The 26,159-nt window shown below is 65.1% G+C and carries 21 protein-coding genes; 8 read left to right on the plus strand and 13 right to left on the minus strand.

Annotation, left to right across the window (positions count from 1 at the left end):
• Positions 1–18 precede the first annotated feature (18 nt).
• The 4 genes from ACQY4T_RS05310 to ACQY4T_RS05325 all read left to right on the plus strand — a co-directional run bounded on the left by ACQY4T_RS05310 (position 19) and on the right by ACQY4T_RS05325 (position 3,098).
• Entirely contained in the window at positions 19–210 is a 192-nt protein-coding gene (locus tag ACQY4T_RS05310) for a twin transmembrane helix small protein (RefSeq protein WP_428538638.1), read from the plus strand.
• A 268-nt stretch (positions 211–478) separates the two neighbouring features.
• Entirely contained in the window at positions 479–1,228 is a 750-nt protein-coding gene (locus ACQY4T_RS05315; RefSeq protein WP_428538640.1) for an electron transfer flavoprotein subunit beta/FixA family protein, read from the plus strand.
• 2 nt (positions 1,229–1,230) lie between these two features.
• A complete protein-coding gene (locus ACQY4T_RS05320) occupies positions 1,231–2,166 on the plus strand; it encodes an electron transfer flavoprotein subunit alpha/FixB family protein (protein ID WP_428538642.1) in 936 nt (311 codons plus the stop codon).
• Positions 2,167–2,168: 2 nt separating this feature from the next.
• Entirely contained in the window at positions 2,169–3,098 is a 930-nt protein-coding gene (locus tag ACQY4T_RS05325) for a 3-hydroxybutyryl-CoA dehydrogenase (protein WP_428538644.1), read from the plus strand.
• A 122-nt stretch (positions 3,099–3,220) separates the two neighbouring features.
• On the opposite strand, the gene ACQY4T_RS05330 is transcribed toward ACQY4T_RS05325, so the two are convergent.
• Together ACQY4T_RS05330 and ACQY4T_RS05335 are read right to left on the minus strand one after the other, a co-directional pair.
• A complete protein-coding gene (locus ACQY4T_RS05330) occupies positions 3,221–6,166 on the minus strand; it encodes a beta strand repeat-containing protein (RefSeq protein WP_428538646.1) in 2,946 nt (981 codons plus the stop codon).
• Between the two features lie 345 nt (positions 6,167–6,511).
• Positions 6,512–7,738, minus strand: coding sequence for a CaiB/BaiF CoA transferase family protein (locus ACQY4T_RS05335; protein ID WP_428538648.1), 1,227 nt, complete (start codon positions 7,736–7,738; stop codon positions 6,512–6,514).
• Between the two features lie 220 nt (positions 7,739–7,958).
• Here ACQY4T_RS05335 and ACQY4T_RS05340 point away from each other — a divergent pair, with 220 nt between their 5' ends.
• Positions 7,959–9,470, plus strand: coding sequence for an MFS transporter (locus tag ACQY4T_RS05340; RefSeq protein WP_428538650.1), 1,512 nt, complete (start codon positions 7,959–7,961; stop codon positions 9,468–9,470).
• 34 nt (positions 9,471–9,504) lie between these two features.
• On the opposite strand, the gene ACQY4T_RS05345 is transcribed toward ACQY4T_RS05340, so the two are convergent.
• The 3 genes from ACQY4T_RS05345 to ACQY4T_RS05355 form a co-directional block, all read right to left on the minus strand.
• Positions 9,505–10,611, minus strand: a complete 1,107-nt coding sequence (locus tag ACQY4T_RS05345) for a diguanylate cyclase (protein WP_428538652.1) — start codon at positions 10,609–10,611, stop codon at positions 9,505–9,507.
• Between the two features lie 143 nt (positions 10,612–10,754).
• Positions 10,755–12,191, minus strand: coding sequence for an MFS transporter (locus ACQY4T_RS05350; protein ID WP_428538654.1), 1,437 nt, complete (start codon positions 12,189–12,191; stop codon positions 10,755–10,757).
• 154 nt (positions 12,192–12,345) lie between these two features.
• Positions 12,346–13,149, minus strand: coding sequence for a DUF2272 domain-containing protein (locus tag ACQY4T_RS05355; RefSeq protein WP_428538656.1), 804 nt, complete (start codon positions 13,147–13,149; stop codon positions 12,346–12,348).
• A 465-nt stretch (positions 13,150–13,614) separates the two neighbouring features.
• Between ACQY4T_RS05355 and ACQY4T_RS05360 the strand changes: the two genes are divergently transcribed.
• On the plus strand, positions 13,615–14,910 hold the full coding sequence (locus tag ACQY4T_RS05360) for an NtaA/DmoA family FMN-dependent monooxygenase (protein ID WP_428538658.1): 1,296 nt from the start codon (positions 13,615–13,617) through the stop codon (positions 14,908–14,910).
• A gap of 5 nt (positions 14,911–14,915) precedes the next feature.
• Here ACQY4T_RS05360 and ACQY4T_RS05365 read toward each other — a convergent pair whose 3' ends face one another.
• Both ACQY4T_RS05365 and ACQY4T_RS05370 read right to left on the minus strand, forming a co-directional pair.
• On the minus strand, positions 14,916–16,502 hold the full coding sequence (locus ACQY4T_RS05365; RefSeq protein WP_428538660.1) for an amino acid ABC transporter permease/ATP-binding protein: 1,587 nt from the start codon (positions 16,500–16,502) through the stop codon (positions 14,916–14,918).
• A 157-nt stretch (positions 16,503–16,659) separates the two neighbouring features.
• A complete protein-coding gene (locus ACQY4T_RS05370; protein ID WP_428538662.1) occupies positions 16,660–17,529 on the minus strand; it encodes a transporter substrate-binding domain-containing protein in 870 nt (289 codons plus the stop codon).
• A 188-nt stretch (positions 17,530–17,717) separates the two neighbouring features.
• Between ACQY4T_RS05370 and ACQY4T_RS05375 the strand changes: the two genes are divergently transcribed.
• Both ACQY4T_RS05375 and ACQY4T_RS05380 read left to right on the plus strand, forming a co-directional pair.
• Positions 17,718–18,119: a RidA family protein gene (locus ACQY4T_RS05375; RefSeq protein ID WP_428538664.1), complete on the plus strand. Its 402-nt coding sequence runs from the start codon at positions 17,718–17,720 to the stop codon at positions 18,117–18,119.
• Between the two features lie 19 nt (positions 18,120–18,138).
• Complete coding sequence (locus ACQY4T_RS05380) at positions 18,139–19,308, plus strand: Rieske 2Fe-2S domain-containing protein (RefSeq protein ID WP_428538666.1); 1,170 nt, start codon at positions 18,139–18,141, stop codon at positions 19,306–19,308.
• A 45-nt stretch (positions 19,309–19,353) separates the two neighbouring features.
• Here ACQY4T_RS05380 and ACQY4T_RS05385 read toward each other — a convergent pair whose 3' ends face one another.
• The 6 genes from ACQY4T_RS05385 to ACQY4T_RS05410 all read right to left on the minus strand — a co-directional run bounded on the left by ACQY4T_RS05385 (position 19,354) and on the right by ACQY4T_RS05410 (position 26,080).
• Positions 19,354–20,205 carry an ATP-binding cassette domain-containing protein gene (locus ACQY4T_RS05385; RefSeq protein WP_428538668.1) on the minus strand — a complete coding sequence of 284 codons (852 nt, stop codon included), beginning with the start codon at positions 20,203–20,205 and terminating at the stop codon, positions 19,354–19,356.
• Positions 20,202–21,158 (minus strand): ABC transporter ATP-binding protein, encoded by a 957-nt coding sequence (locus ACQY4T_RS05390; protein WP_428538670.1) that lies wholly within the window; start codon positions 21,156–21,158, stop codon positions 20,202–20,204. The genes ACQY4T_RS05385 and ACQY4T_RS05390 overlap by 4 nt, the downstream gene beginning before the upstream one ends.
• 10 nt (positions 21,159–21,168) lie before the next feature.
• A complete protein-coding gene (locus tag ACQY4T_RS05395) occupies positions 21,169–22,011 on the minus strand; it encodes an ABC transporter permease (protein ID WP_428538672.1) in 843 nt (280 codons plus the stop codon).
• Positions 22,008–23,021 carry an ABC transporter permease gene (locus tag ACQY4T_RS05400; RefSeq protein WP_428538674.1) on the minus strand — a complete coding sequence of 338 codons (1,014 nt, stop codon included), beginning with the start codon at positions 23,019–23,021 and terminating at the stop codon, positions 22,008–22,010. The genes ACQY4T_RS05395 and ACQY4T_RS05400 overlap by 4 nt, the downstream gene beginning before the upstream one ends.
• Positions 23,022–23,159: 138 nt before the next feature.
• Entirely contained in the window at positions 23,160–24,740 is a 1,581-nt protein-coding gene (locus tag ACQY4T_RS05405) for an ABC transporter substrate-binding protein (RefSeq protein WP_428538676.1), read from the minus strand.
• On the minus strand, positions 24,737–26,080 hold the full coding sequence (locus ACQY4T_RS05410) for an LLM class flavin-dependent oxidoreductase (protein ID WP_428538678.1): 1,344 nt from the start codon (positions 26,078–26,080) through the stop codon (positions 24,737–24,739). Before ACQY4T_RS05410 ends, ACQY4T_RS05405 begins: the two co-directional genes overlap by 4 nt.
• Positions 26,081–26,159 lie beyond the last annotated feature (79 nt).

Raw genomic sequence — 26,159 nt, forward strand, 5'->3', positions numbered from 1 at the left:
ACACGCCATTATCTCGGGATGCATGGGTTTCTGACAGTCCTGGTCATTATTATGATGTTTGCCACGCTGGGCGTGCTGGTCGCCGGTATGGTCGGCATGGTGCGCGAGACCGATCCGCGACGATCCAACAAGCTGATGCAGTGGCGGGTTCTGCTGCAGGGCGTGACGATCCTGCTTTTTGTCATCCTGATGACCTTGTTGCGGTCGTGAGCTTGGCCGGCGACCGGGCCGCGACCTGGCCTCCTCGCCCTCGACCCGCCGTGGCCTCCGCCCGAGCCGCGACCTGACCGCTGCTCGCGACCCGGCTTGGCCTCCGCCCCGGCGTGAAGGGCACGGCGCGGCCGGGGCGTTTGACACCCACAGACCCCGCCCATAAGGTCCGGCGCCCTATCGCAGGTGCGAAGTTGTGCTCGGAACCTTAGCGTTACCGGGCGTTTAGGTATGTGCTCATCAAGGTCCCAGAAGGCGACGATTTCCCATGAAGATCATTGTCCCCGTCAAGCGGGTGGTTGACTACAACGTGAAGGTTCGCGTGAAGTCGGACGGTTCGGGCATCGAAACCGCGGGGGTGAAGATGTCGATGAACCCGTTCGATGAAATCGCCGTCGAGGAAGCCGTGCGGCTGAAGGAAAAAGGCGTCGCGACCGAGATCGTCGCGGTCTCGATGGGCGTGGCGCAGTGCGCCGAGACGATCCGCACCGCCCTGGCGATGGGTGCCGACCGCGGCATCCTGGTGGAAACCGACGCCGACCTGCAGCCGCTGGCGGTGGCCAAGCTGCTGAAGGCGATCGTCGATCAGGAGCAACCGCAGATCGTCATCCTGGGCAAGCAGGCGATCGACGACGACATGAGCGCCACCGGACAGATGCTTGCGGCGCTGCTGGGCTGGTCGCAGGGCACCTTCGCCTCGAAGCTGGCGGTCGAGGGCGAAACGCTGACCGTGACGCGCGAGGTCGATGGCGGGCTGGAGACCGTGGCGCTGAAATTGCCGTCCATCGTGACCACCGATCTGCGGCTGAACGAGCCGCGCTATGCGTCGCTGCCGAACATCATGAAGGCGCGGAAAAAGCCGATCGCCAACATGAAGCCGGCCGATCTCGGCGTCGATGTGACACCGCGGCTGACGGTGTTGGGGGTCAGCGAACCGCCGAAGCGCAAGGCCGGTCAGAAGGTCGGATCGGTGGCCGAGTTGGTGAGCAAGCTGAAGACCGAAGCGAAGGTGATCTGACGATGACAAGCCTGGTCCTGGTTGAATACGACGCCTCGGGCATCAAGCAGCCGTCGCGCAGTGCTGTCGCCGCCGCGCAGGCTTTGGGAGAGGTGCACGTGCTGGTCGCCGGTGCCGGCGTGACCGAGGCGGCGGCGGCGGCGGCGAAGTTGCAGGGCGTCGCCAAGGTGCTGGTGGCGGACGATCCGGCGCTGGAACATCTGCTAGCCGAACCGACGGCGGCGCTGCTGCTGGGGATGGCTCCGGCGTATTCGCACATGCTGGCGGCAACCACCGCGGTCGGCAAGAACGTGATGCCCCGGGTCGCCGCGCTGCTGGATGTGCAGCCGATCAGCGACATCGCGGAGGTGGTGGACGCCGATACCTTCGTGCGGCCGATCTATGCCGGCAACGGCATGGCGAAGGTGAAGACCTCGGACGGCCAGAAGATCATCACGGTGCGCGCGGCCAGCTTCGATCCGGTCGCCGCCGACGGCGGCAGCGCGGCGGTGGAAAACGTCGCGGTGGGGGAGATGCCGGGGCTGTCGAAATTCGTCTCTACCGAATTGTCCAAGAGCGAGCGGCCCGAGCTGACCGCGGCACGGGTGGTGATATCCGGCGGACGTGGCATGCAGAACGGCGAAAACTTCAAGCTTATCGAGCCGATTGCTGATAAGCTTGGGGCCGCTGTCGGTGCGTCGCGGGCGGCTGTCGATGCCGGCTTCGTGCCCAATGAATACCAGGTCGGTCAGACCGGAAAGATCGTCGCACCTGACCTTTACGTCGCTGTCGGCATTTCGGGGGCAATCCAGCACCTCGCCGGCATGAAGGACAGCAAGGTGATCGTGGCGATCAACAAGGACGAGGAAGCGCCCATCTTCCAGGTCGCCGATTACGGCCTGGTGGCTGATCTGTTCACTGCGCTGCCCGAACTGGCGGCGGAACTGGAGCGCTCCTGACGATGAATATTGACGTCAAGTCCGGCATTGGCGTGGCCCCGATGGTAACCGAACCGCCGGAGATTCAGAGCGTCGGCGTGGTCGGCGCCGGGCAGATGGGCAACGGGATCGCCCATGTCTGCGCTCTGGCCGGACTGCCGGTCACCATCGTCGATATCAAGCCCGAAGCACTGACCAAGGCCATGGACATCATGGCCCGCAACATGGACCGCCAGGTCAAGCGGTCGTTGGTGACGTCGGATCAGCGCGATGAGGCCTTGGCGCTGGTCACCACGTCGACCGATTACGCCGCATTCAAGGACGCCGATTTCGTGATCGAGGCGGCGACGGAAAAGGAGGACCTGAAACGGCTGGTGTTCAAGTCGTTGGTGCCGAATCTGAAGCCGTCCTGCATGGTGGCGTCGAACACGTCCTCGATCTCGATCACCCGGCTGGGCGCGGTCACCGACCGGCCGGAGAAGTTCATCGGCATGCACTTCATGAATCCGGTGCCGGTGATGAAGCTGGTGGAGATCATCCGCGGCATCGCCACCGACGAACCGACGTTCCAGGCGGTGAAGGCGCTGGCCCAGCGGTTGGGCAAGGTCAGCGCGGTGGCCGAGGATTTCCCCGCCTTCATCGTCAACCGCATCCTGGTGCCGATGATCAACGAGGCGGTGTTCGCGCTGTATGAGGGCGTTGGTTCGGTCTCGGCGATCGACGACGCGATGAAGCTGGGTGCGAATCACCCGATGGGCCCGCTGGAATTGGCCGACTTCATCGGCCTGGATACCTGCTTGTCGATCATGCAGGTGCTGTATGAGGGATTGTCCGACAGCAAGTACCGGCCCTGCCCGTTGCTGGTGAAGTATGTCGAGGCCGGCTGGTACGGCCGCAAGACGGGTCGCGGGTTCTACGATTACACCCAGACGCCGCCGCGCCCGACGCGGTAGGTTTGCACGGGCGCGCCGGCGATCGATCGAATGGGCAAAGACAAAAGCCTGCGTTGGCCGGACCGGTCCACGCAGGCTTTTGCTTGGCGGGGTCCGGCAATGCAGCCGGAGCCCGATTTGCCTCAGGTGAGGGCGAAGTTGCTGGCGTGCAGCGTCGTTGGGGCAACCCCCGAAAGCGCCAGCGAGCTGCCATTGCCCAGGTTGATCATCGCGCCGCCGCCGGACGCGGTGGTGGCTTGCTGAACGTCGGCAAAACTCGCGAATTTCGCCGCGCTGAGCTCGATGACATCCTGCGACGCATTGAAGCCAGCGATCGTGTGCGCCCCCGCCGCGAAGCTGGCGAAGACGAATTCGTCCGGCACCTGGGCTGACGCCGTCAACGTCTCGCCTGCGGCGGCACTATAGATGAACTGCATCGCGCCGTTGCCGGCCGAGTTCCAGGATGTTCCAGGATTTGCCAGTTGTGAGGCTGAAACAATCTCGGTGCCATTCATCTCCCATGTTACGACCGCGCCGGTGTCGTCGCGGAAGACGATGTCGGTCTTCCCATCGTTGTTGAAATCACCGGTGCCGACGATGTGCCAATTCGATCCTGGGTCGACCGCCGCACCGTTGACTCCGACGTCGCCTGCCTTGGTGATTTCCGTCCCGTTCATTTCCCAAATGGCTACGGACCCGTCCTGGTTCTGAAACAGGATGTCAGTGTTCCCGTCGCCGTAGAAATCACCGGTTCCGGCAATACGCCATGTTGGCCCGGGATTTACCTCGTTCCCGTTCACGCTGGCGTTGCCGGCATGCGTGACCTCGGTGCCGTTCATGTCCCAGATCGCGACGGATCCGTCCTGGTTCTGAAATAGGATGTCGGAATGGTGGTCGCCGTAGAAGTCGCCGGTTCCCATGATCTGCCATGCCGGGCCCGGATTAATCGCTGCGCCCCCCGCAACCGCGGTCCCGCCCTGTGTGATCGTGCTCCCGTTCATTTCCCAGACGTCGATCGAACCATCCTGGTTTTGCAGCAGGATATCCGTCTTGCCATCGCCGTAGAAGTCGCCCGTCCCCCTGACCTGCCACGAGGATCCCGGATTCGTGACAACGGCACTTGTCGTGGGCTGGCCGCCGGGGACCTGCCACAACGCGACCGTTCCGTCCTTGTTCTGAAACGCGTAGTCGGCGGTGTCGCCAGCGTAAAACGCGCCGTTCGCAACCAAGGACCACGCCGGTCCAGGATTCGGCAGGCTCAAACTATAGGCATCCACGCCGTTTGTCTGCCAGACCGAAAGCGCGCCATTGGTGTTCTGGAACAGAAGATCGAGCTTGGAGTCGCTGTTGAACGACACCGCCAGCGTGCTCGTCGTGGATGCAGTGCTTGCGCCGTCATTGACCGCCCAATTTATCTGTCGGCCGGGGTCGGCGTTGCCACCGGTCGGATCACCTGGGCTGAAACTATAGGCAACCGAGTCCAGTTCGGCCTGATATGCGGCCAGGCTCGCGACCCCCATCAGACTGAGCACGCCGGTCGAGGCATCATAGTTGCCGGTGATACCGGTTTCAGCCGCGAAGCTCAGTTCGTCGCCCGCAAGGAAGCCAGTGCCGATGGCTACGGACGCGCTGCTGAGCGTCGTTGACCCGCCATCGGCGAGAGTAAGCCCAGGATCGAGAGCGACCGCGGTGGAGTAGGCAGCATAGTTTGCCATGGCTCCCGCGGTGATGCTAAGCGCGCTGGCTGTGGTGCCGAAATTGACCTCGGTGCCGCCGGCCACCGAAGTGGTGTCAAACGAGCCGGCCAGTGTGCCGGTCAGCGCGATCGACGCCACCGTCGTTCCGGCATTGAGCAGCACGAGGTGCCCGTTGGTCACTTGCGCGCTGGTCGCCGTGACGCCCTCAACCACGATCTTGTCGCCGGTCTTGGCTGCCACCGTGCCAGAGAAATTTGTCGGGTCGTCGATCTGTAGCGTGTCGTCGCCGTTCATGACGAAGGTCTGACCGGCCGAGACGGAATGTACTTCCAGCGTCGCGCCGGTTTGATTGATCGTCGGCGGGCCCTGGTTCTCGACCGTGTCGAACAGCACGGTGCCGGTGCCGGTCAGGGCGCCGGTCAGGTCCAGGGTGTTGACGGCGACGGTGCCGTCCAGGAGAACAGCCAGGGCATCCAGCGTGCCGGTGTTCGTAACGCCGCCGACGATCGTGCCGGCGCCCTGCACGATGCCGCCATTGATATTCAAACCGCCTGTGGTGACCGTGCCGCCCTGCACATTGAGCAATCCGGACGCAGCGTTGGTGCCGTGCGCCTCGATCGTGAGCGTGTTGGTGGTGAAGTAATTGTGGTCGGTCACATCGACCGTGCCGCCGCCCTTGATGTCGGTCAGCGTGGTCTCGACCCCGACGTAGATAGTGCCGTTCCACTCGTTGATCGCGGTGTTGATACCGGTGAAGCTCAGCTCGGTCCAGCCGCCGACAATGGGCGGCCCTTCGATGGTGCCGATGCTGACAACGTCGCCCTGCAGGGCGCCGCCAAACTCGATGAGCGCATCCGGCGAGTTGACGTCGCTCTTCGCCTCGAAGATGCCGTCGAACAGCGTGTTGCCCGAAAGCTCGGCGATCGATTTTGTATCGATGACCGCAGTGCCGGCGAGCGCTTGCAGTTCGTTGGTGATGTAGACGCCGTTGGTGCCCGTGATCAGCAGGTTGCCGCCGGACTGGATGAAGCCGTTGATCGTGCCGGCGTTGATGATTTCGCCGCTTTCACCGTACGGGGTGTAAATCTGAGTCTGCAATATACCGTCGATGGCGCCGGCAGAACCCGGCGCGAAGGCCAGCGTGCCGTCGATTTCGAGCGACGCGGCCATGTAGGGGAACGAATTGGCGCCCTGATCGAGGTCGTTCATCGTCAGGCTGTTGACGGTGAAGGATTCGCCCGCGGCGATGGTCACCCCGTAGCCGCCGACGAGCGTCGTCGTCGTGTCGATGGTGACGTCGGCGTCGACCGCATTCGGCACAGCCCCGCCGGTCCAGAGCGTGCCGGTATTCCAATCGCCGTTGACGTCGTTGGCCCAGGTAAAGTTCGCCATCTGCATCCCTTTCGCTGGCTACAGGACAGTGAAGCACCGTAATGGGCGCGAGCCGGCTTGATCGCCGGCGGCGTTCCTCAGATGCTTCGTATCTGTCCTAGAACCGTGTTAATATCCCAACGAAAGCGGCACAGCTAAGGTGGCCTCCCGCATCGGTAACACCAACAATAACGAAATCGATGTGAATTCCAAAGTCACATCGGCTTGATACCAATACGGTATCAGAACCGTTACCCGGGTCGCATACCCCGGTCCGAAGTCTCGATCAGGCCGTCCGCAGCCCGGGCTGCCGCTGTCGCACCGCCCAGCTCCCCAGCCCAGGCATGGGATCAGCCGGTCAATAATTTAGCCAGTGATTTCATCGATCTCGGTGCTGGAATATCCGGCCTCGTCGAGGATTTCCCGGCTATGCTCACCCAGTGTCGGCCAACCGCGATGCAGGTTCGGCGGCGACTTCGAAAACCGCGCCGGGATCGCCGGAACCACAACATCGCCCTCCGTGGGGTGGCGGTAGGACTCGAAATAGCCGGTCTCCGTCAGGTAGGGGTCGGTAAACAGGTCTTCGAGACTGTTGGCTTTGCCGCACGGAATATCGAACGGTTGCAACAGCGCCAGCCACTCCGCCGTGGTGCGCTGCCTCATGCCCTCGGTCAGCGTGGCGTAGGCGGCGTCGATGTTGCTCGACCGCGCCGGAACCGAACTGAAGCGCGGGTCGTCGATCAGCTGCGGCACGCCCATCGCCTCGAACAGCTTGCCCCATTGTGCGTCGCTGTGCGCGATCACGCTGATGTAGCCGTCCCTGGTCGGATAGGGCCGCCGATGCGGCGTCAGCATACGCGGGTAGCCGACCCCCTTCTCAGGCTCACCCAGTGTGCCGTGCCACAGATGCTCGACCAGGGTGAACGACAGGATGGTCTCCATCATCGGCAGATGGATCTCCTGGCCTTGGCCGGTGCGCTCGCGGTGGAACAGCGCCATGCCGATCATCGACGCGAGCGTTGCCCCGGTCAGTTTGTCGACCATGACGGTGGGGAAATAACGCGGCACGCCGTCGGGGCCGGCGTTCAAGGCGGCGACCCCGGAGGCGCCCTGGATCAGGTCGTCATAGGCCGGGAACTCCTGCAACGAGCTGGCTTTGCGAAAGCCGCTGGCACAGGCGTGGATCAATCTCGGGTTGCGCGCCGACAGCGTCGCGTAGTCCAGCCCAAGCCGAGCAGCGGCGCCGATCCGCATGTTGTGCACGAACACATCGGCGGTCTCGGTCAGCCGCAGCACCGCCTGGCGCGCCGCCGGGCGCTTCAAGTCCAGCGCCAGGCTGCGCTTGTTGCGATTGAGATTGGCGAAATACGACCCCATCCCCGGCGTGCGGCTCGGCCCGATCTGGCGCGTGGTATCGCCTTGTAGGGTTTCCACCTTGATCACATCGGCGCCCATGTCGCCCAGCGTCTGGGAGCAGAACGGACCCAGCACCACGGTGGTGACGTCGATGACGCGCACGCCGGCAAGCGGGCCGGTCGGACGCTGCGCGATGGCGGACGGTTGCTGCGGTTGCTGCGGGCCGGATGCGGTCACGAGGCTGTCCTTGTTTGCTTGCGATGACCGGAAGCATCGACGCCGGACGATCGGTTGGCAATGTCGGCGCGCCGCCAAAACCCGGGCGTGGATGCGTGTTCGCGAACAAACCGCCGGACCTTGAGCGCGCCCAGCCATGGTCCGATGGCGCCGCTAGATCGGGGCACCTATGATGGAGTGTTGGTATCACGCGATGCGGGACCGGATTAGGCTGGTCTCGATGGATGCGCCTTCGCCCCTGCCCGCCGCCGTCGGCAGGCGCCATAGCCGCCCGCAGACCGTCCTTCTGATCGTCGCCAGCGCGATGTTCATGGAACAGCTTGACGGCACCGTCCTCGCCACCGCGTTGCCGACCATGGCGCGCAGCTTCAATGCCGATCCGCTGCGCATGAACGTGGCACTCACGTCGTATCTGCTGACGCTGGCGATGTTCATCCCGGCCAGCGGGCGCATCGCCGACCGGTTCGGCTCCAGATCGGTGTTCCGCGCGGCGATCGGGTTGTTCACGCTGGGGTCGGTGCTGTGCGCGCAGGCGCCGACCTTGTGGACGTTGGTCGCGGCGCGGATGCTGCAGGGCGCCGGCGGGGCGATGATGTCCCCGGTCGGGCGCCTGGTGATGCTGCGGGTGGTGTCGAAAGCCGACCTGGTGCGCTCGATGGCCTGGCTGATGGTGCCGGCGACGATCGGGCCGATCGTCGGACCGCCGCTGGGTGGTTTCATCGTCACCTACCTGTCGTGGCACTGGATCTTCTACATCAACGTGCCGATCGGCCTGGCCGGCATCGCCCTGGTCACGTTGTTCATCGACGAGATGAAGGAACCGACGCGGACCAAGTTCGACCTGCTCGGGCTGGTCCTGTCGGGCACCGCGCTGGCCTGCCTGATGTTCGGCATCGAGGTTGCCAGCCGTGGCGTCGGTTCGGTCCTGATCGTCGCGGCGCTGCTGGGCGTGGGTGGCGCCTCGGCGGCGCTATACTGGTTTCACGCCCGGCGCACGCCGCGGCCGATGCTGGATTTCCGGCTGCTGCGGGTGACGACGTTCCGGATGTCGCTGCTGTGCGGGTCGCTGTCGCGCATCGCGGTCGGTGCCATGCCGTTCCTGATGCCGATGATGTTCCAGTTGGGTTTCGGCCTGTCGGCGGCGCAGAGCGGGCTGATCACCTTCGTCAGCTCGATCGGCTCGCTGGCGATGCGCGCCTGCGCGCCTTGGTTACTGCGCCGCATGGGGTTTCGCTTCGTGCTGACCTGGATCGGCGTCCTGGCCACCGGCCTGCTGGCGCTCAGCGCGGCGTTCCGGCCAAGCTGGCCGCTGCCGCTGATCTATGCCGTGCTGGTGGCGAACGGATTCTTCCAGTCGCTGCAGTTCATGGCCTACAACACCATCGCCTACGCCGACGTCCCGCGTGAGGACATGAGCGCGGCCACCAGCTTCTACACCACGTTCCAGCAGATGTCGCTGACCCTGGGGATCGCGGTTTCGGCGGCGGCGCTGGCGGCCTCGATCGCGGTAACGCACCACGCCCAGGCGATGCTGCCGGATTTTTCCGCTGCCTTCCTGTTCGTCGCGGCGGTGTCGTTCATGGCGCCGCTGCTGGCGCTGCGGCTGGCCAAGGACGCCGGCGCCGAATTGTCCGGCCACCGCGGCCGGCCGCCGCGGGCGACGCGGTCGCGCCTGGACGCGCCGGGCGGAACGGTCACGGTGCGTGATTCATGCGACGAGACAAAGCGCTAGCTGGCCTTGACAAATCCGCACCGCCCGACGCGGTTCAGGCTGCCCGTGGCCGCCGGTCCGTCGCCACCCGGTTGCGGCCGTTGCGTTTGGCGCAATACAGCGCGTCGTCGGCACGCACGATGACCTGTTCGATCGAGCGGTCCTGGTCGAGCTGGATCGCGATGCCGATACTGACGGTCATCGCGATGCGGCGGTCGTTGAACGGCACCAGGGTCTCCGCCACCCGCACGCGCAGCCGTTCGGCCACCGCCTCGGCGGCGCCGATCGGAGTGCCGGGCAGCACGATGGCGAATTCCTCACCGCCCATCCGCCCCAGCAGGTCGATCTGGCGGATTCCGGCGCGCAGCGTCGCGACCAAGTGCCGCAGCGCACAGTCGCCACCGGCGTGACCGAAGCAGTCGTTGATCGCCTTGAAGTGGTCCACATCCAGCATCAGCACGACCAACTGCGTGCCCACCGCATGGCCCGCGTCGATCTCGCGCTGCGCCGCGGCGAGCAGTTCGGCGCGGTTGAGCGATCCGGTCAAGCCGTCGGTCGTCGCCATCTTTCGCAGCCGGATTTCCAACTGCCGGCGTTCGGCGATTTCATGCTCCAGCCGCAGCCGAGCGGCCTCGGTTTTCTGGGCGTTTTCTTCGGCGGATTCGGCAAGCGCGGCAAGGTGGGCGGCGTGGTCCTCCAATATCTCGGAGTTGAACCGCAGTTCGGCGCTGACCCGGGCAACCGCGTCGGTTGCCTCGTGCTCCAGTTCCTCGGAGATGTCGACGTAGGTCAGAATGCGGCCGCCATCGGCGCAGGCTGCGCAGCGGAACAGGATTTGCTGGCGGTCGGCGAGCTTGATCACGACCGGGGGGATCCAGCCGCTGCGGACCTCGGCCTCGCGTTCGTTCAGGTAGGCGAACAGCTTGGCCAGGGGCATCGCATAGCGTCCGCTGGAGGCGGTTTCGCTCATGATCTGGCGGAACGTCGGGGCGGCTGCCAGCAAGACAGGCGGCAGGTTCAAGATTGCCTGGCCGCGGCGATTGATGAAGCACACGCGCAGGTCGGCATTTAGTACGACGATGCCGAAATCGACCTGGTCCAACGCGTCGCCGAGCATGTTCAGCATGGCGTTCACCGGCATCGGGATCGGGTATTTCGGCATGCATCGGACCTTCTTCAGCCGCGCCCGCGCCGGATCACCGGCGGCGGTCGCGCGCACCGGATGCTAGGGCGAATTTCTTACCCAGCGGTAAACACGATGCCTGGGGCGAGTACGCCTGGGCGCTGCGGGACAGGACGCCCCGGTCATGACACGCTCGGGATGCTGCGGTCGGGCGCCCCAGCGAGGCTGTTTTCGCTGTCGTCGGGCAATGCCTCCAGCCGTCGATCGTGGCCGAGTACCAGCAGAACGATGCTTGACACCAGCGCCCCCATCGCGATGGCGAGCAGGCCGATGCTGAAGCTGCCGGTCGCGTCGCGGATGCTGCCCATCATATAAGGACCCAGGAAGCCCCCAAGGTTGCCGACCGCGTTGATCAGCGCGATGCCGGCCGCCGCCGCGGTGCCCGACAACATGGCGGTCGGCAGGGTCCAGAACGGGGGTGCGATCGCCGACTGGCCCATCTGCGCCAGGATGATCGCGATCATCAGCAGCACTGGGCTGTGCAGCAGGACGCAGACCGCCAACCCGGCGAAATTCAGGAAGCAGGCGGCGGCGGCGTGCAGGCTGCGTTCCCCGGTGCGGTCCGAATGCAGCCCCCAAAAAACCATCGCCACCGCCGCGGCGGCGAATGGCAGGGCACTGATCAAGCCATTCATGCCGACGCCGACGCCGAACCGCTTGACGATCTGCGGCAGGAACAGCACCAGCCCATAGCCGGTCACGTTCTGGCCGAAATACACCAGGGTCAGTAGCCAGACGCGGGAATTGCGCATCGTTTCGGCGAACGAGTACTGCCGGATCGCTTCCTTCTGGCTGCGCTCCGCCGCCAGGCGGCCGATCAACCACTGGCGCTGATCCGGCCGCAACCAGTGCGCCTGCTCCGGCCCGTCGGTCAGGTAGACCATCACGACAATGCCGAGGATGATCGCCGGCACGGCTTCGAGGATGAACAGCCACTGCCAATCCTGCAGGCCGCCCCACGGGCCGAGACGCAGGATCTGGCCCGAGACCAGCGACCCGGTGACGATGGAAATCGGAATCGCAGTCATGAAGATGCCGATGATGCGCGACCGGTAGGCGGACGGGAACCACCAGGTGAGGTACAGGATGATGCCGGGGTAGAAGCCGGCCTCGGCGAGGCCCAGCAGGAAGCGGATGCCAAGGAACGACCAGGTGCCGGTGACGAACGCGGTCCCCGCCGAGATCACCCCCCAGGTCAGCAGGATGCGGGCGATCCATTTGCGCGCGCCGACCTTGGACAGGATCAGGTTGCTGGGGATCTCGAACAAGAAGTAGCCGAGGAAGAAGATGCCGCTGCCGATGCCGAAAACTGCCGCCGAAAAGCCCAGCGCCTTGTTCATCGTGAGGGCGGCGAACCCGACGTTCACGCGATCGAGATAGGCGGCGAAATAGCTCACCATCAGCAACGGCACCAGGCGGAGGGTGACCCGGCGCATGGTTTCCTTCTCGATCGGGTCGATCGCGCCGGTGCCCCCGTTGGACGAGTGGGCGGCGGACGAAGGGGTGGCGGACGAAGGGGTGGCGGACGGATCATTGGCTGGAGCTACGCTTGAAGCCATGGACAACTCTCCCGGACAGGCGTCTTGGACCGGTCACGCGGTGACCGCAGCCGCAGGTTTGGCCGAAGCCCGGCGGTTCGTGAAATTAAATTCCCGGCATCGCGGCCAGATCAAGCGCTCTTGGGAAACAGCGGCCGACTGCGCCGTGATCGGGTCAAGCCACCGGGCCGGGTTCGTCCGCCAACAGCCGCAGCACCGTCATCCAGGGGAACCGAGGGTCCAGCACCACACCTTGCGGCGTGGCCAACTTGCCGTCCTGGGTCACCGGCACGCGGTTCAAGGTGACGGAATCCTCGACATTGCCGCCGATCACCGCGATCTGGCCGGGGACCGTGGTGTCCACCACGATGTCGCAGTGCGACGGGAACAGCGCCGGGGTGGGCAGGTCCTGGTAACGCAGTTGCCTGGCCGGCCCGCGGCCGAAGCACACCAGGTCGCCCGGCCGGGGCGCGTAATCCTGCACCGGTTCGGCCGCGATCAGCCACGCCTTGGTCTGCCCCAGCGAGACCCTGCGCGCGGCGTTGATGTAATCGGCGTGGTCGGCCGAATAGGGAAACCGCTGGCCGGCCCCGGCGATCCGCATGACATAGGATACGAACGCCGCCGACCAGGCATAGTCGCCGTCGAGCTCGGGCGGGAACACCGCGCCCTGGCCGTCGTGCTTGCCGGTCCAGGCGCTCTCCTTCGACCCGGGATCGAGCCCGAGCCACCAGTATTCGCCGACTCGCTGCCACAGGCCGGGCTCGCGTTCGGGCTTAATCGTCCGGCCGGCTTCGGCGTCAGGGTTGGCGACGCGCTGGCCGAACAGGCGCCATTCGCGCAGTGCAATGGCCACCACCGCCTGCCTGGAGAACGGCTCGAACGGGACCGAGGCGAACGGCGGGACATGGGCGTCTGGCATTGGGCCTCGTGTGCAGGCGGCGAGCAGGACCAGCGACAGGATCGACAACCGGTGCATCGCGGCGATCGTAATGGTTTTTCCCCGATTCGCGATACTGTGATCTGCCGCCCCGACGCGGCGATGGGTCGCGGCGCCGACGGGTTACTGATCGGCGAGCGGGATCAGGGCTGTCGTCTAGACTAGCCCGAGGCGGGATCCGACGCTGGCTCAGGCACCCGCGCGGGCGGCGGCGTCCCGTGTGCCGGGCATGCCCAGCGTCCAGGGGGTGAAAGTCCTCAGGCTGCCTGGAACCAGAAATCGTTTTGCCATGGAATGGACAAGCGCGTGGTGGCGCCTCACGCCGGCGAAGTGACCACTATGCGATCAAACGCACGGTTATTGGGCTGCGCGGCGATGGCGGCGCCTTCGCCGGCCGCGTAGCGCCACTTGTCGTGACGCCGCGGGCCAATTGGCACCCAAATTGCTGCACCGCCTTCGTTGTGCGGCACAAGAACGAAATTTCCCGCTCGACAGGAGGTCCGCATGTTCCACCTAGGATGGTTCGTCGGCAAAGGCTATTCGGTGCATGCCTGGAACCAGCCCTGGAGCGGCACGATCGGGCAGGACTGGATGGAACCCGATCTCTATCTCGACCTGGCCCGAGCGCTGGAGCGCGCGTGCTTCGATTATATGCTGATCGAGGATGGGTCGTTCGTCGCGGACGCCTACAAGGGTTCGCCGGAATACTACCTGCGCAACGCCTACGCGGTGCCGAAGTCCGATCCGCTGCCGCTCGTCCCGCTGCTCGGTCATGTCACCAAACGCCTGGGCATCGTCGCCACCGTCACCACAAGCTTTTACCCGCCGTTTCTGGCGGCTCGGCTTGGCGCCACGTTGGACCACCTGACCCACGGCCGCGTCGGCCTGAACATTGTCACCGCGCACAACGACCGTGCCGCGCAGAACTTCGGCCTCGACCGCCATTACGAGCACGACCTGCGCTACGAAATGGCCGATGAGTGGATGGAGGTCGTCAACCGTCTCTGGACGTCCTGGGAGCCCGACGCGATCGTTGCCGATCCGGCAAGCGGGGTGTTCGCTGACCACACCAAGGTCCACCCGATCCATTTCGAGGGCCGCTACTACAAATCGCGTGGCCCGCTAAACACCGCACCCGGGCCGCAGGGGCGTCCGGTGATCTGTCAGGCCGGCGGTTCCCCGGCCGGCATCGCCTTCGCCGCCAGGCACGCCGACAGCGTCATTGCCAAGGTGCGCGGTGCGGCGGCGGCAAAATCGTTCCGCCAACGGCTCTCGGCGCAGATGCAACCGCTGGGGCGCAAACCCGGCGACTGCAAGGTGCTGTTCGCCACCTCGGTCGTCATCGGTGACACGATGGACGATGCACGCGACAAACGCGCCAGGATGACCGCGTCATTGGCCGACTCAATGGAGACCAGGCTCGCCGGCATGTCCTATCTCAGCATGGTCGATTTTTCCAAATATGACCTGGACGCGCCGCTGCCGGCGATCAAAACCAATGCGTCGCGGGCCTCCTTCGAGGCTTATCTGTCCGGCGACGGCGGCAAGACATTGCGCGACATGCTGCTTGATCCCAGCGGCGGCGGCCTGGACTTCGTCGGCACTCCCGACAGCATCGCCGCCGAGATGGGCGAGATGATGCAGGACATCGGTGGCGACGGAATCCTGATACAGGATCCGCTGACGCGAAAAACCGTGGCCGAGATCACCGATGGATTGGTTCCGGCATTGAAACGGCGAGGCCTGGTGCGACAAGCCTATCAGCACGAGCGGTTCCGCGACAATCTGCTGGCCTTCTGACCGGATCAGGCAACCGCTTCCTCGGTCTTGCTCACCATGCGCAGGAAGCGGCGCGTGCGCTCGTGAACCGGCCGATCGAGAACCTGTTCGGCGTCGCCCTGTTCGACGATCACGCCGCCATCCATGAACAGGATGCGATCGGCGACCTCGCGGGCGAAGCCGACCTCGTGAGTGACGATGATCATCGTCATGCCGGCTTCGGCGAGGCCGCGGATCACCGCCAGAACCTCGCCCACCAGCTCCGGGTCCAGCGCCGAGGTCGGCTCATCGAAGAGCATCACCCGCGGTGACACGGCCAGGGCGCGGGCGATCGCCAACCGCTGCTGCTGGCCGCCCGACAATTGGTGCGGATAATGGCTGGCGTGGCGTGACAGGCCGACCGCGGCCAGCAGGCGTGTGGCGACGCCACGAGCGTTGTCCGGCGATTGGCCATAGACCGTCACCGGTGCTTCGGTGACGTTGTCGAGCGCGCTCAGGTGGTCGAACAGGTTGAAGTGCTGGAACACCATGCCGATCCGCGCGCGGGCCCGCGCCTGGGCCAATTTGCGGATCGGGCGAAGACCGCCACCGGGCACCCTTTCGTAACCGACATGACTTCCGTGAACGGTGATCTCGCCCCAGTCCAGTGGTTCCAGATGATTGATCAGCCGCAGCAGGGTGCTCTTGCCGGACCCGCTTGGTCCCATGATCACCACGACCTCGCCGCTGTGGACGGTCATGTCGACGCTTTTCAAAACCTCCCGCGCGCCATAGGCTTTTTGCACGTTGCGGCAGACGACGCAGGGGTCGGTGTCGGTGCCGACCAGATCGCGGCAGATGCTGGCGATCAGCGTGGGCAGGCGCTCACGTGGCGGTTCGGGATGGGTCTCGGACTCCGGCGCTGGCGGGCGGGGCCGTCCGATGGCGGCCAACAAACGCTGCCGTAAGCCGCCGCGATCCTCCCGCATGAAATCGAACCGGCGTTCCGCGCCAAGCTGTGCCAGCGCGACGGCGCTGGTCATCGCCAGGTAGATCATTCCGGCGGCGGCGAAGACCTCGAAGAAGCGGAAGTTCTGCGCGACGATCTGTTCGGCGCGGAAGGTCAGTTCATTGACGAAGATCACCGACGCGATCGACGTGCCCTTGATCAGGCTGATCGTCTGGTTGGCCAGCGCCGGAAGGATCGCCCGCATCGCTTGGGGCAGGATGATGCGCCGCAAGGTGAGCAGCGGCGGCATGCCCAGCGCGCTGGCGGCGATGCTCTGGCTGCGGTTGACCGATACGATTCCGCCACGGATTATCTCGGCGGTGAAGGCGGCTTCGTTCAATGAAAAGCCGACCACCGCGGTGGTGAAGGTGCCGAACGTCAGGCCCACCGCCGGCAACACGTCGAAGATGAATACCAGTTGCAGCAGCAGTGGCGTGCCGCGCATGAACCAGATGTAGAACCAGGCGATGCCGCTGAGGATCGCACTGCGCGACAACCGCAACAGCGCCAGCCCAAGCCCCAGGATCAGCCCCACCACCATCGCCAGTCCGGCGATTTCCAGGGCCAGCAGCGCACCCTGCAACAGGAACCACGAGGTCAGGTAGCCTAGAAGATGGGTCGGCATGAAGTCGATGACCTGCGAGAGATGCGGGCCGCTCCGGTGGTAGCGGCCGGACCGCGGGCAATGACGTCCGCCGATGCAAATGTCGCGTAGCGGCCGGACCGCTGCTTCCTTTTCAGGCGTAATCGCCGGTGCCGGATCCTGAAGCGGCGACCCGCACTCATTTTGTTAGGATAACGGGCTGAAGCAGCAGTTTCGGATCCAGCTTGTACGACGCGTAGATCTTGGCGATCTGTCCGGTTGCCAGGGTCGCCGCCATGGCGTCGGCAATCGCCTGCTCAAGCTCGGTCCGCCCTTTGGCGGTGGCGACGCCGACCTTGACGTCGGGCAGGAAGTCGAAGCCGGTGGCCATGGCGGGATGTTGGGCGGTCGCCGCGGCGGCCATCGCGGCTGAGGACAGCACGATGTCCGCCCGGTTCGTTTCGATCATTTGCCATGCGCTCGGCCGGTCCTGATAGGTCATGACCTGGATTGGCTGTTTGCCCGCTTGCGTGCATTTCTGATTGAGGTTGATCAGCAGCAACGCCTCGACAGTGCCCAGACCGGCGACCGCGCGAACCCCACATAGATCGTCCAGCGAGGTGATATTCTTCGGGTTGCCCTTGTGCAGTACGGCGGTGTCGGATGCCAAGCTGTACAGGACGTAATCGACCCGCTGGGCGCGTTCCGGCGTGTAATACAGATCGTCCCACATGACGTCGATACGTCCGGATGCGACGGCCGGAAGCAGGCCTGACCATGCGGCGATCTGGAAGCTCACCGGAACGCCAATGCAGGCGAACACAGCCCGAGCATAATCGGCGTCGGCACCCAGGATGTGGTCGGGGTTGTTCGGGTCATGGTAGCTGTAGGGCAATGAGACCGCGTCCTGACCGACGACGACGGTCTTGCCGGCAAGACTGGGATAGCGCTTTGCCACCTGCTCCGGCTGGCATGGCTTCACGTCGGCCGCGCGGGCCTGATGGCCCAGCGCCAGCAAGGCGATGAAGCTGAACACGACCCGAGACCATAAACTGAGCAGCCTGATCATCGCATTGCTTTCTCGAAACAAAAGATCGCGGGAGCGGAGCGGGCCGATTTTTGCCTGGCCGCATGTCGCGGATGGCCGGCCAGCATGTGATCCAGGGCTAGCAACCCGCGTGCCAGATCCGACGGCCTGCGCGCGGACTGCCTGGCATGGCGACTGCATGCCCGACGACATTACCTGCGAGGCGCCGAATGGCAGAGAACGAGATGCTGTTCCACATGGTGCATGGCGGCCCCAAGCCGGTGGCCCCATTCAGTCATGCGGTGGAGTGCGGCGGATGGGTCTTCCTCACCGGCCAGATGCCCGACAGGCCCGCTGCTCCGGGTGTACTGCCCGACGGCATAGCGGCGCAGACCCACAATGTGATGGCGAACCTGAAGACGGTGCTGGCGGGGATCGGACTGGGGCTGCAGCACGTGACCATGGTGCGGATCTATCTGACCCATTTCGATAGCGATTACGCGCCAATGAACGTGGTCTACCGCGACTATTTCCCGGAAGGCCGCCGGCCCGCGCGCACCTGCGTCGGTACCACCGGCCTGGCCTATGGCGCCAGGATCGAAATCGACATGGTCGCCCACCGGCCCGCCTGACGATCCCAAGGAACCAACAATGGCCCCGCTCGATCATCACGACGAACCCGGCGAGACGCCCTATCGTCGCCATGCCATCCCCAAACTCGGCTTCGAGAACTACTGGTATCCGATCATCCTGAGCTCCGAACTTGGCCGCAAACCGAAAGCGGTGCGGCTGCTCGGGCGCGACATCGTGCTGTTCCGGGACGAGAACAAAATATTCGCGCTGCAGGATCGCTGCCCACACCGAGGGGTCAAGCTGTCGCTCGGCCAGTGCAGCTATCCCGGCAGCGGCACCATCTCCTGCCCCTACCACGGCTGGACCTTCGAGGGCGCCAGCGGGCGTCTGGTCGCGGCGCTGATGGAAGGACCCGACGCCGCCGTGGTCCGCAAGGTCGAGGTCGCCAACTTTCCGGTTCAGGCCCGTGCCGGCCTGATATGGCTTTGGCCCGGCAGCATGACGCCCAGCAACCTCGCACACGACGTGCCGGCGTGGATCGGCGATCAGGACAGCTTCTTCAATATCTCCATGTATACCGATTACCGCTGCAACTGGCGCTGGTTGGTGGACAACTGGCCGCAGGACCACCACGCCCAGTATGTCCATCGCAACTCTCCGGAGTTGATATTCCAGCCCCAACTTCCGTACGCGCTGAACCTCGACCCGCAACCGCTGGAGGGCAACAAGGGTCTGGCGATCAAGCGCTCCGGCGGCATGACCGGGGCGGATTATCCGGGGCTTGGCCGCTTCCCGCGGCGCGAGTGGTGGCGGTTCATGAAGCCGACCGGCCGCGGCGCGACAGCGGGCTTCGAGAACTCGAAAGCCCGCAAGGTGTATGGCATCAGGAACCAGTCGGAGATCTGGCTACCCGGGCTGACGGTTGTCGGCCGGCTGAGCGGAGAGTATTGCCTGATCCAGTGGGCGGTGCCGATCGATGGCGAGACCACGCGCTGCTTCAATATAAACAACTGGCGCCGCATGGGTCGGAGCAAGGAATGGTTTGCTCGGGCGCATTACTACCTGTTCCGTCGCTGGGTACACGACCGGATGTTTTCCGATCAGGACAAAGCGCTGATCGAGTCGACAGTGCCGGGGCCGGAACGTCTTTCCAGGACCGATGTCGGGGTGATCGCGTGGCGCAAGTTCGCCGGCGCCTCGGCACGGCGCCCACCTGGGGACCAACCCGCACGGCTCGACGTTGCGTGATGCCAATCGGGTTCTTGGCGCTCCACAAGCGATTGGACGGATGCATCACCCAAAGCTGGTTTGGCGCGGCTGCACCTCATCGCCCTGCTCGGCCAGCCCGACGCACCGATCCAACCGCGGCGCCGCTTGCAACAGGGTCTGGGTGTAGGAATGCCTCGGGGCCGCGAAGATCTGTTCGGTCGGGGCACACTCGACGATTTCCCCACGCAACATGATCGCTACCCGGTCTGACAGACGCTGCACCACGGACAGGTCGTGAGAGATGAACAGGTAGGTCAGGCCGAACTTCCGGCGCAGGTCCAGCAGCAGGTTCAGCACCGTTGCCTGCACCGACATATCCAGGCCGGAGGTCGGCTCGTCCAGGATCAGCAGCCTGGGCCGTAACAGCAGCATCCGAGCCAGCGCGATCCGGCGCAACTGGCCGCCGGAGAATTCGTGCGGGAAGCCACGTCCGGCCTCCGGGTCCAGGCCGACGGCGGTCAGCATGGCGTCGACCCGAGCGTGGCGTTCGGCCGCGGGTCCGGTGCCGTGGATGCGCAGACCTTCGCGCATCGTGGCCCCGATGCTCCACCACGGGTCCAGCGCGGCGGCGGCGTCCTGGTGGACATACTGGATGTCGCGGCGGCGGGCACGAGCCTGCGGCGGTGCCAGGCCGCTGACCACCGCGCCATCCAGCCGGATCTCGCCCGATGTCTCGCGCTGCAGCCCCAGGATGGTGCGCCCGATCGTGGTCTTGCCGGAGCCGGACTCGCCGACCAGCGCAAGGATCTCCCCGGGCTGGATCGACAGGCTGACCCGGTTGACCGCCCGGGTGGGTTCGACGGTCGGGCGGAACCAGGAACGCGACCCGCCCAGCAACACGGAGACGTCGGTGACGTCCAGGATCGGCGGGGTCATGCCGCGCGGATGCACCGCACATCGGTGCCGGCATGGACGACCGCAGGCAGCGCGGCGGAACACACCGGTTCCCGGTATGCACAGCGCGGCCCGAAGCGGCAACCTGGCGGCATGCGAAACGGCGACGGCACGGTGCCCGGGATGCCGACAAAGGCGGCGGCGCGCTCCGGATGGCAGGCCAGCAACGCCTGGGTGTAGGGGTGGCCCGGCGCGTTCAGCACCGTCCGCACCGGACCGGATTCGACGGTCTGGCCGGCATAGATGACGCACAGCGCGTCGCACAGTTCGGCGACCACCCCCAGATCGTGGGTGACGAACAGCAGCGAAACATCGAGTTCGTCGACCAGTTCGCGCAGCAACGTCAGGATCTCCTGCTGCGTGGTCACATCGAGTGCCGTGGTGGGCTCGTCGGCGATGATCAGGCCAGGGGCGCAGGCCAGGGCGGCGGCGATCAGCAGGCGCTGGCGCTGACCGCCGGAGAACTGGTGCGGGTAGCGCTCCAGCGCGGCGGCCGGATCGGGCACCCGCAGCCGGGTCAGCAGATGCACCAGCCTGGCGATGTGGTCGCGGCGGTTGGTGCCCCGCGGGGCGTGGTCGCGCATGATTTCCAGCATCTGGGTGCCGACCTTGAACACCGGATTGAGCGACAGCAGCGGGTCCTGCGGGATGAAGCCGATGCGGCTGCCGCGGATGCGCTGATTGAGCTCTGCCTCGGTGAACGCCAGCAGGTTCTCGCCCTCGAAGATGATCTCCCCGGCATTGACCCGCGTGGCGGGCGGCAGGATGCCTAAGATCGCTCGGATAAGGGTGGATTTGCCGCAGCCCGATTCGCCGACGACCCCCAGCACCTGGCGCTTTTCCAGCGTCAGCGTGACGTCGTCGAGCACGGCGGCGGGGCCGGCGTCGGTTCGGAAGGCGATCTTCAGACCACGCACGGCAAGCGTCGGGATCATTGGACGGACTTCATCGCGAACGCCGCAGCCGGGGATCGATCAGGTCGCGCAACCCGTCGCCCAGCAGATTGAAACCCATGACCGTCAGCAGGATCGCCAACCCGGGATACAGCGCATACCACCACGCACCGGGCAAATAGAGGCGGCTTTGCGCGATCGTCAGGCCCCAGTCGGGCGCCGGCGGCGCGGCGCCCATGCCCAGAAAACCCAGCACCGCCGCGGTCAGGATGGTGAAACCCAGCCCGATGGTGGCGCGCACGATGATGGGGGAGGCGGTGTTCGGCAGGATATGCAGAAACACGATGCGCCAGGGGCTGGCACCGATCCCTCGCAGCGCGTCGACGGACAGCGATTGCGACAGGCGCTGGGCCTCGGCGTGAACGCTGCGGGTGAAGAACGGCCAGTAGGTCAGCGACAGCGCCAGCATCGCACTTTGCAGCGACGGCGACATCAGTTGCGCGATCGCCAGCGCCAGGATCAGTTGCGGGATCGCCAGCACCATGTCGGTGAAGCGCATGATCGCCTCCGACAGCGGCCCTGGTCGGTAGCCGGCGATCAGGCCGAGCGGGATGCCGATCGCCATCGCGATGCCGACCACGGTGAAGGCGACCTGAAGCGCGCCGCGCGCACCCAGGATGACACGCGACAGGATATCGCGGCCCAGATTGTCGGTGCCAAACGGGAAGGCATGGGTGGGCGGTTTCAGGCGGCGGACCAGGTGCGAGGCGGAGGCGTCGCCGGGATAGGGCGCCAGCCAGGGCGACAGCAGCGCGAGAAGAACCACCGCCAGCACTAGCGCCAGCCCGATCATCGCCGGTATGTCGCGGCCGAGTTTGCCCAGCACCGGTTTCACCGACGATCCATCAGCCTGGGATCAACCAGCCCATGCACCAGATCGGTCAGGATGTTGACCACGGCGTAGACGACACCGATCAGCAGGGTGACGGCCAGCATCACCTGGTGGTCTCCGGTCAGGATGGCGTTGACGGTGTAGTTGCCGATGCCTGGCCAGTCGTAGATCGCCTCCACCACCACGCCACCGGCGATCAGGCTGCCGAACAGCAGGCCGATCTGGGTGATCGTGGCGGTGACGGAGTTGCGCAGGACGTAACGCCAGATCAGCCGCTTGCGGCGGTAGCCCATGGCGCGTTCATAGGTGACGAAGTCCTGTTGCAGCGTATCCAGCACGCCGGCGCGGGTGAAGCGGACGATCCCGGACATGCCGCCGAGCGCCAGCGTCAGCGCCGGCAGCACCAGATGCGCCAGCACGTCCCGGAACACATCCCAGCGGCCGGTCAGCACACTGTCGATCAGCATGAAGCCGGTGATGCGCATGGGTGGCGTCAGCGCATCCGACAGTTCTCCGCGCAGCGGCAGCCAGCCCAACTGCATGCAGAACAACAGTTGCAGCATGATCGCCACCCAGAAGGCGGCGACGGCCACACCCGTCACCGACAGGATTCGCAAGGCAAAATCCGGCCACTGGTTGTGACGGAGCGCGGCGAACACCCCCAGCGGCACGCCGACCGCGATGGAGATCGCCATCGCCGCGAACGTCAGCTCCAACGTCGCCGGCAGGCGCTGGGCGATGTCCAGCGCGACCGGCCGGTGGGAGAACGCGCTTTCGCCGAAATCAAACCGCATTGCGTGGCCGGCATAGATCAAGAACTGCTGCCAGACCGGGCGGTCGAAGCCATACTGGTGGCGGATCTCGGCGATCTGGCGCGGCGACGCGGAATCGCCCGCCAGCGCCACCGCCGGATCGGACGGCACGACCCGGATCAGCACGAAGATCAGCACCAGCAGGCCCAGCAGGGACGGCACGACCAGCAGGCACCGGCGCAGGATAAATCGGAACATCATCGCCTGGTCTCGCGCGTCGGCGATGCACGATCCGGCTGATTCAGGCGCGCAATCGTGGTCACGTCGCGAGCCATGCTTTTCCGCGATCGGAGCCGGACACGGTCGCTTCTTGACGCGGGCCGCCGCGTGAATCGGACACTAGATGGATATCCAGCGCATCTCGCAGCCTTGCCCCACCGTGCAGAACCGCCTTCCCTTCACCCGATTGGCGATGCCCTGCAACTGCATGGAGTTGTATACCCAGATGTCGGGACAGTCGGCCACGATCACGCGGATGGCTTCTTCATACAACGGCGCTCGGTCGGCCTGGTCGCGGCCGACGCGGGCCTTGCGTAGCAGTTCATCGACCTTGGGGTTCGTGTAGTAGGCGGAGGCCTTCCAGGTGCCGTGAAACTGGCTGTCGTACATCTGGCCGACCCAGTTCTCGGGATCGACGAAATAGGCGCTCACCCAATGGACCCACATGTCCGGGCAGGATTCCGGCTTCACCACGTTGGTGGTCATGTTGGCCCAGGTATCCGGCACGACTTTCAGGTTGATGCCGATATCGGCCAGGTCGCTCTGGAACATCTGCGCCGCCTGCACGCTCTGGTCGTTTTCCGACTGCACGTGCAGTTCGATCGGGCGCTTGACGTTGGCGCCCTCGGCGATCGCCTTGGTGATGTAGTCCTTGGCCATCTTCATGTCGTAGTCGTAGCCTTTGATCCCCTTTGGATAGCCCCACAGATTGTCGGGCAGCGGGGCCGGATCGCGTGTCGCGTAGCCGCCCAGGATGTCGTTGATGAACCCCGTGTAGTTGAAGGCGTGGGCGAAGGCCTTGCGGACGTTGATGTTGTCGAACGGCGGCCGCATGTTCTGCATGCGCACGACGAAGATACGCATCACCTTGTTCTGCTCGACATGGGCGATTTTCGATGCATTGATCCGGTCCACCTGGTCCGCCGGCAAATTGGTGTCGGTCCAGTCCATCGATCCGTTGAGCAGCGCCAGGATGCGGGTCGAGGTCTCCTTGGTCGGGCGCATCGCCAGTTTCTTTACCGGGCTCTTGTTGTCCTCCCAGCCCATGAAATGGTCGGGGAAGATGTCCAAATCCAGCACTTCGAGCGGCAGGTAGGTGTCCGGCAGGATCCTGTAGGCACCCGATCCGGCATCGTTCGACGCCACCCAGGACTTGCCCCAGTCACCGTCCTTTTCATGCGGCTTGATGGCGCGCTGGTTGACGATCGACACCAGCGGAATGGCCGAGAAGAACGGCGCATAGGGTTTGGACAGCACGAAGCGCACCGTATGAGTGTCGGGCGCGGTGACATTCTCCGGCTTCAGGATCGGCAGGAAGGCACCCGCGGGGGCCAGCTTCAGTCCAAGGACCCGATGGAAGCTGTAGACGACGTCATCGGCGGTCAGTTCGCTGCCATCATGGAATTTCACGCCGGGGCGCAGCTTGAATTCCCAGGTCAGGCCGTCGTCTGACTCGGTGTGGCTGGTCGCCAGCCAAGGCACGATCTCCGGCGGATCGTTTTCGTAACGGTACAGATTGTCATAGGCGTTGAACATCACGGTCTGCATCGGCACGTCGAAGATCTGGTGCGGATCGAGGTTGGAGGGCAAGCCCCAGCCGGACACGAAGGTGCCGTTGTCGGCCGCGTAGCCCGGCACGGTGACAAGCGAGGCGGCGGCGAGTGTGCCGAAGCCGCGCCGGCTGAGGGTGACGGTTTTCATTCCGCCACCTGCGGCAGACTGTCCCAACGACTGACAGGTTTCGGCAGTCCGAGATTTTCGCGCAATGTCTTGCCCTCATAAGCTGTTCGGAACAGGCTGCGTCGTTGCAACTCCGGTATCACCATGTCGACGAAGTCGGTCAGTGATCCAGGCAGGAACGCCGGCATGACGTTGAAGCCGTCGCAGGCACCGTTACGGAACCAGTACTCCATGACGTCGACGATGTCCGCCGGCGTTCCGATGGTCAGCAGATGTCCGCGCGGGCCGGCATTCAGCAGGCACAGTTCCCACATCGTCAGGTTGTCGCGGCGAGCGGCCTCCAGCAGCAGGCGCTGGCGGGACAGCGGGCCGTTGGTGTCGGCCATGTCCGGCACCGGGCCGTCCAGCGGATACTGTGCCAGGTGGGGCACGCCGATGGTGTGTTCCAGCACCTGGATGCCGACGCTGGGGTGGATTAGGGACTGCAGGAAATCGAATTTCTCCTGTGCTTCCGCTCGGGTGCGGCCAACGACGGGGTACAGACCCGGCATGACCTTCACCTCCTGCCGGGTGCGGCCGTAACGCGGCAGGCGGGCCATGATGTCGCCATGGAATTCGGCGGCCTGCTCAAAGGTGGTCTGGGCGGTGAACACAAGCTCCGCCATGCGGGCTGCCAGATCGCGGCCGGTGTCGGAGGCGCCGGCCTGTACCAGCACCGGGCGTCCCTGCGGCGAGCGGGCGACGTTCAGCGGCCCGCGGACCGAGAAGTGTTTGCCCTTATGGTTCAGCACGTGGAGCTTGGTGGTGTCGTAATTGACGCCTGAGTCCTTGTCGCGGATGAAGGCGTCCCCGTCCCAACTGTCCCACAAGCCGGTGACGACCTCGGCGAAATCCGCCGCGCGATCGTAACGATCGGCATGGGCGGAATGCTGATCGCGGCCATGGTTGAACGCCTCTGCCTCATTATTGGACGTAACCAGGTTCCAGCCGGCCCGCCCGCCACTGATCTGGTCCATCGAGGCGAACTGCCGAGCAAGCGTGTATGGCTCGCTGTATGTCGATGTGCAGGTAGCGACGAGGCCAAGATGCTTGGTCACCGCCGCCAGCGCGGACAGCACGGTGATCGGCTCGAACTTGACGGTCTTGCCCATGCGCCCGCGGGCCTCGGCCGAACCCATGGTACTGACGGCGGCACTGTCGGCGAGGAACAGCAGGTCGAACAGGCCGCGTTCGGCGATCTGTGCGACGGCCACCGATTGGGCGAAGACGGTGCCTGACTCGGCGAAGGCGTCAGGGTGGCGCCATGCGGCGACATGCTGGCCGGTTTCGTGGACGAACGCGCCCAGGTTCATCTTGCGCATCGCGGGCTGCTCCGGATCGATGTCTGCATCCGGTATGGAGCAAATTCCGTGCCGCTGATGCAAGCCGAGCCGCCAAACG

The organism is Rhodopila sp. (genome assembly GCF_965277825.1).
Lineage (GTDB): Bacteria > Pseudomonadota > Alphaproteobacteria > Acetobacterales > Acetobacteraceae > Rhodopila.

Coding starts and splice junctions, on each gene's coding strand:
- ACQY4T_RS05310 (WP_428538638.1), top strand. CDS start 19: ATGCATGGGTTTCTGACAGTCCTGGTCATTATTATGATGTTTGCCACG.
- ACQY4T_RS05315 (WP_428538640.1), top strand. CDS start 479: ATGAAGATCATTGTCCCCGTCAAGCGGGTGGTTGACTACAACGTGAAG.
- ACQY4T_RS05320 (WP_428538642.1), top strand. CDS start 1,231: ATGACAAGCCTGGTCCTGGTTGAATACGACGCCTCGGGCATCAAGCAG.
- ACQY4T_RS05325 (WP_428538644.1), top strand. CDS start 2,169: ATGAATATTGACGTCAAGTCCGGCATTGGCGTGGCCCCGATGGTAACC.
- ACQY4T_RS05330 (WP_428538646.1), bottom strand. CDS start 6,166: ATGGCGAACTTTACCTGGGCCAACGACGTCAACGGCGATTGGAATACC.
- ACQY4T_RS05340 (WP_428538650.1), top strand. CDS start 7,959: ATGGATGCGCCTTCGCCCCTGCCCGCCGCCGTCGGCAGGCGCCATAGC.
- ACQY4T_RS05345 (WP_428538652.1), bottom strand. CDS start 10,611: ATGCCGAAATACCCGATCCCGATGCCGGTGAACGCCATGCTGAACATG.
- ACQY4T_RS05350 (WP_428538654.1), bottom strand. CDS start 12,191: ATGGCTTCAAGCGTAGCTCCAGCCAATGATCCGTCCGCCACCCCTTCG.
- ACQY4T_RS05355 (WP_428538656.1), bottom strand. CDS start 13,149: ATGCACCGGTTGTCGATCCTGTCGCTGGTCCTGCTCGCCGCCTGCACA.
- ACQY4T_RS05360 (WP_428538658.1), top strand. CDS start 13,615: ATGTTCCACCTAGGATGGTTCGTCGGCAAAGGCTATTCGGTGCATGCC.
- ACQY4T_RS05365 (WP_428538660.1), bottom strand. CDS start 16,502: ATGCCGACCCATCTTCTAGGCTACCTGACCTCGTGGTTCCTGTTGCAG.
- ACQY4T_RS05370 (WP_428538662.1), bottom strand. CDS start 17,529: ATGATCAGGCTGCTCAGTTTATGGTCTCGGGTCGTGTTCAGCTTCATC.
- ACQY4T_RS05375 (WP_428538664.1), top strand. CDS start 17,718: ATGGCAGAGAACGAGATGCTGTTCCACATGGTGCATGGCGGCCCCAAG.
- ACQY4T_RS05380 (WP_428538666.1), top strand. CDS start 18,139: ATGGCCCCGCTCGATCATCACGACGAACCCGGCGAGACGCCCTATCGT.
- ACQY4T_RS05385 (WP_428538668.1), bottom strand. CDS start 20,205: ATGACCCCGCCGATCCTGGACGTCACCGACGTCTCCGTGTTGCTGGGC.
- ACQY4T_RS05390 (WP_428538670.1), bottom strand. CDS start 21,158: ATGATCCCGACGCTTGCCGTGCGTGGTCTGAAGATCGCCTTCCGAACC.
- ACQY4T_RS05400 (WP_428538674.1), bottom strand. CDS start 23,021: ATGATGTTCCGATTTATCCTGCGCCGGTGCCTGCTGGTCGTGCCGTCC.
- ACQY4T_RS05405 (WP_428538676.1), bottom strand. CDS start 24,740: ATGAAAACCGTCACCCTCAGCCGGCGCGGCTTCGGCACACTCGCCGCC.
- ACQY4T_RS05410 (WP_428538678.1), bottom strand. CDS start 26,080: ATGCGCAAGATGAACCTGGGCGCGTTCGTCCACGAAACCGGCCAGCAT.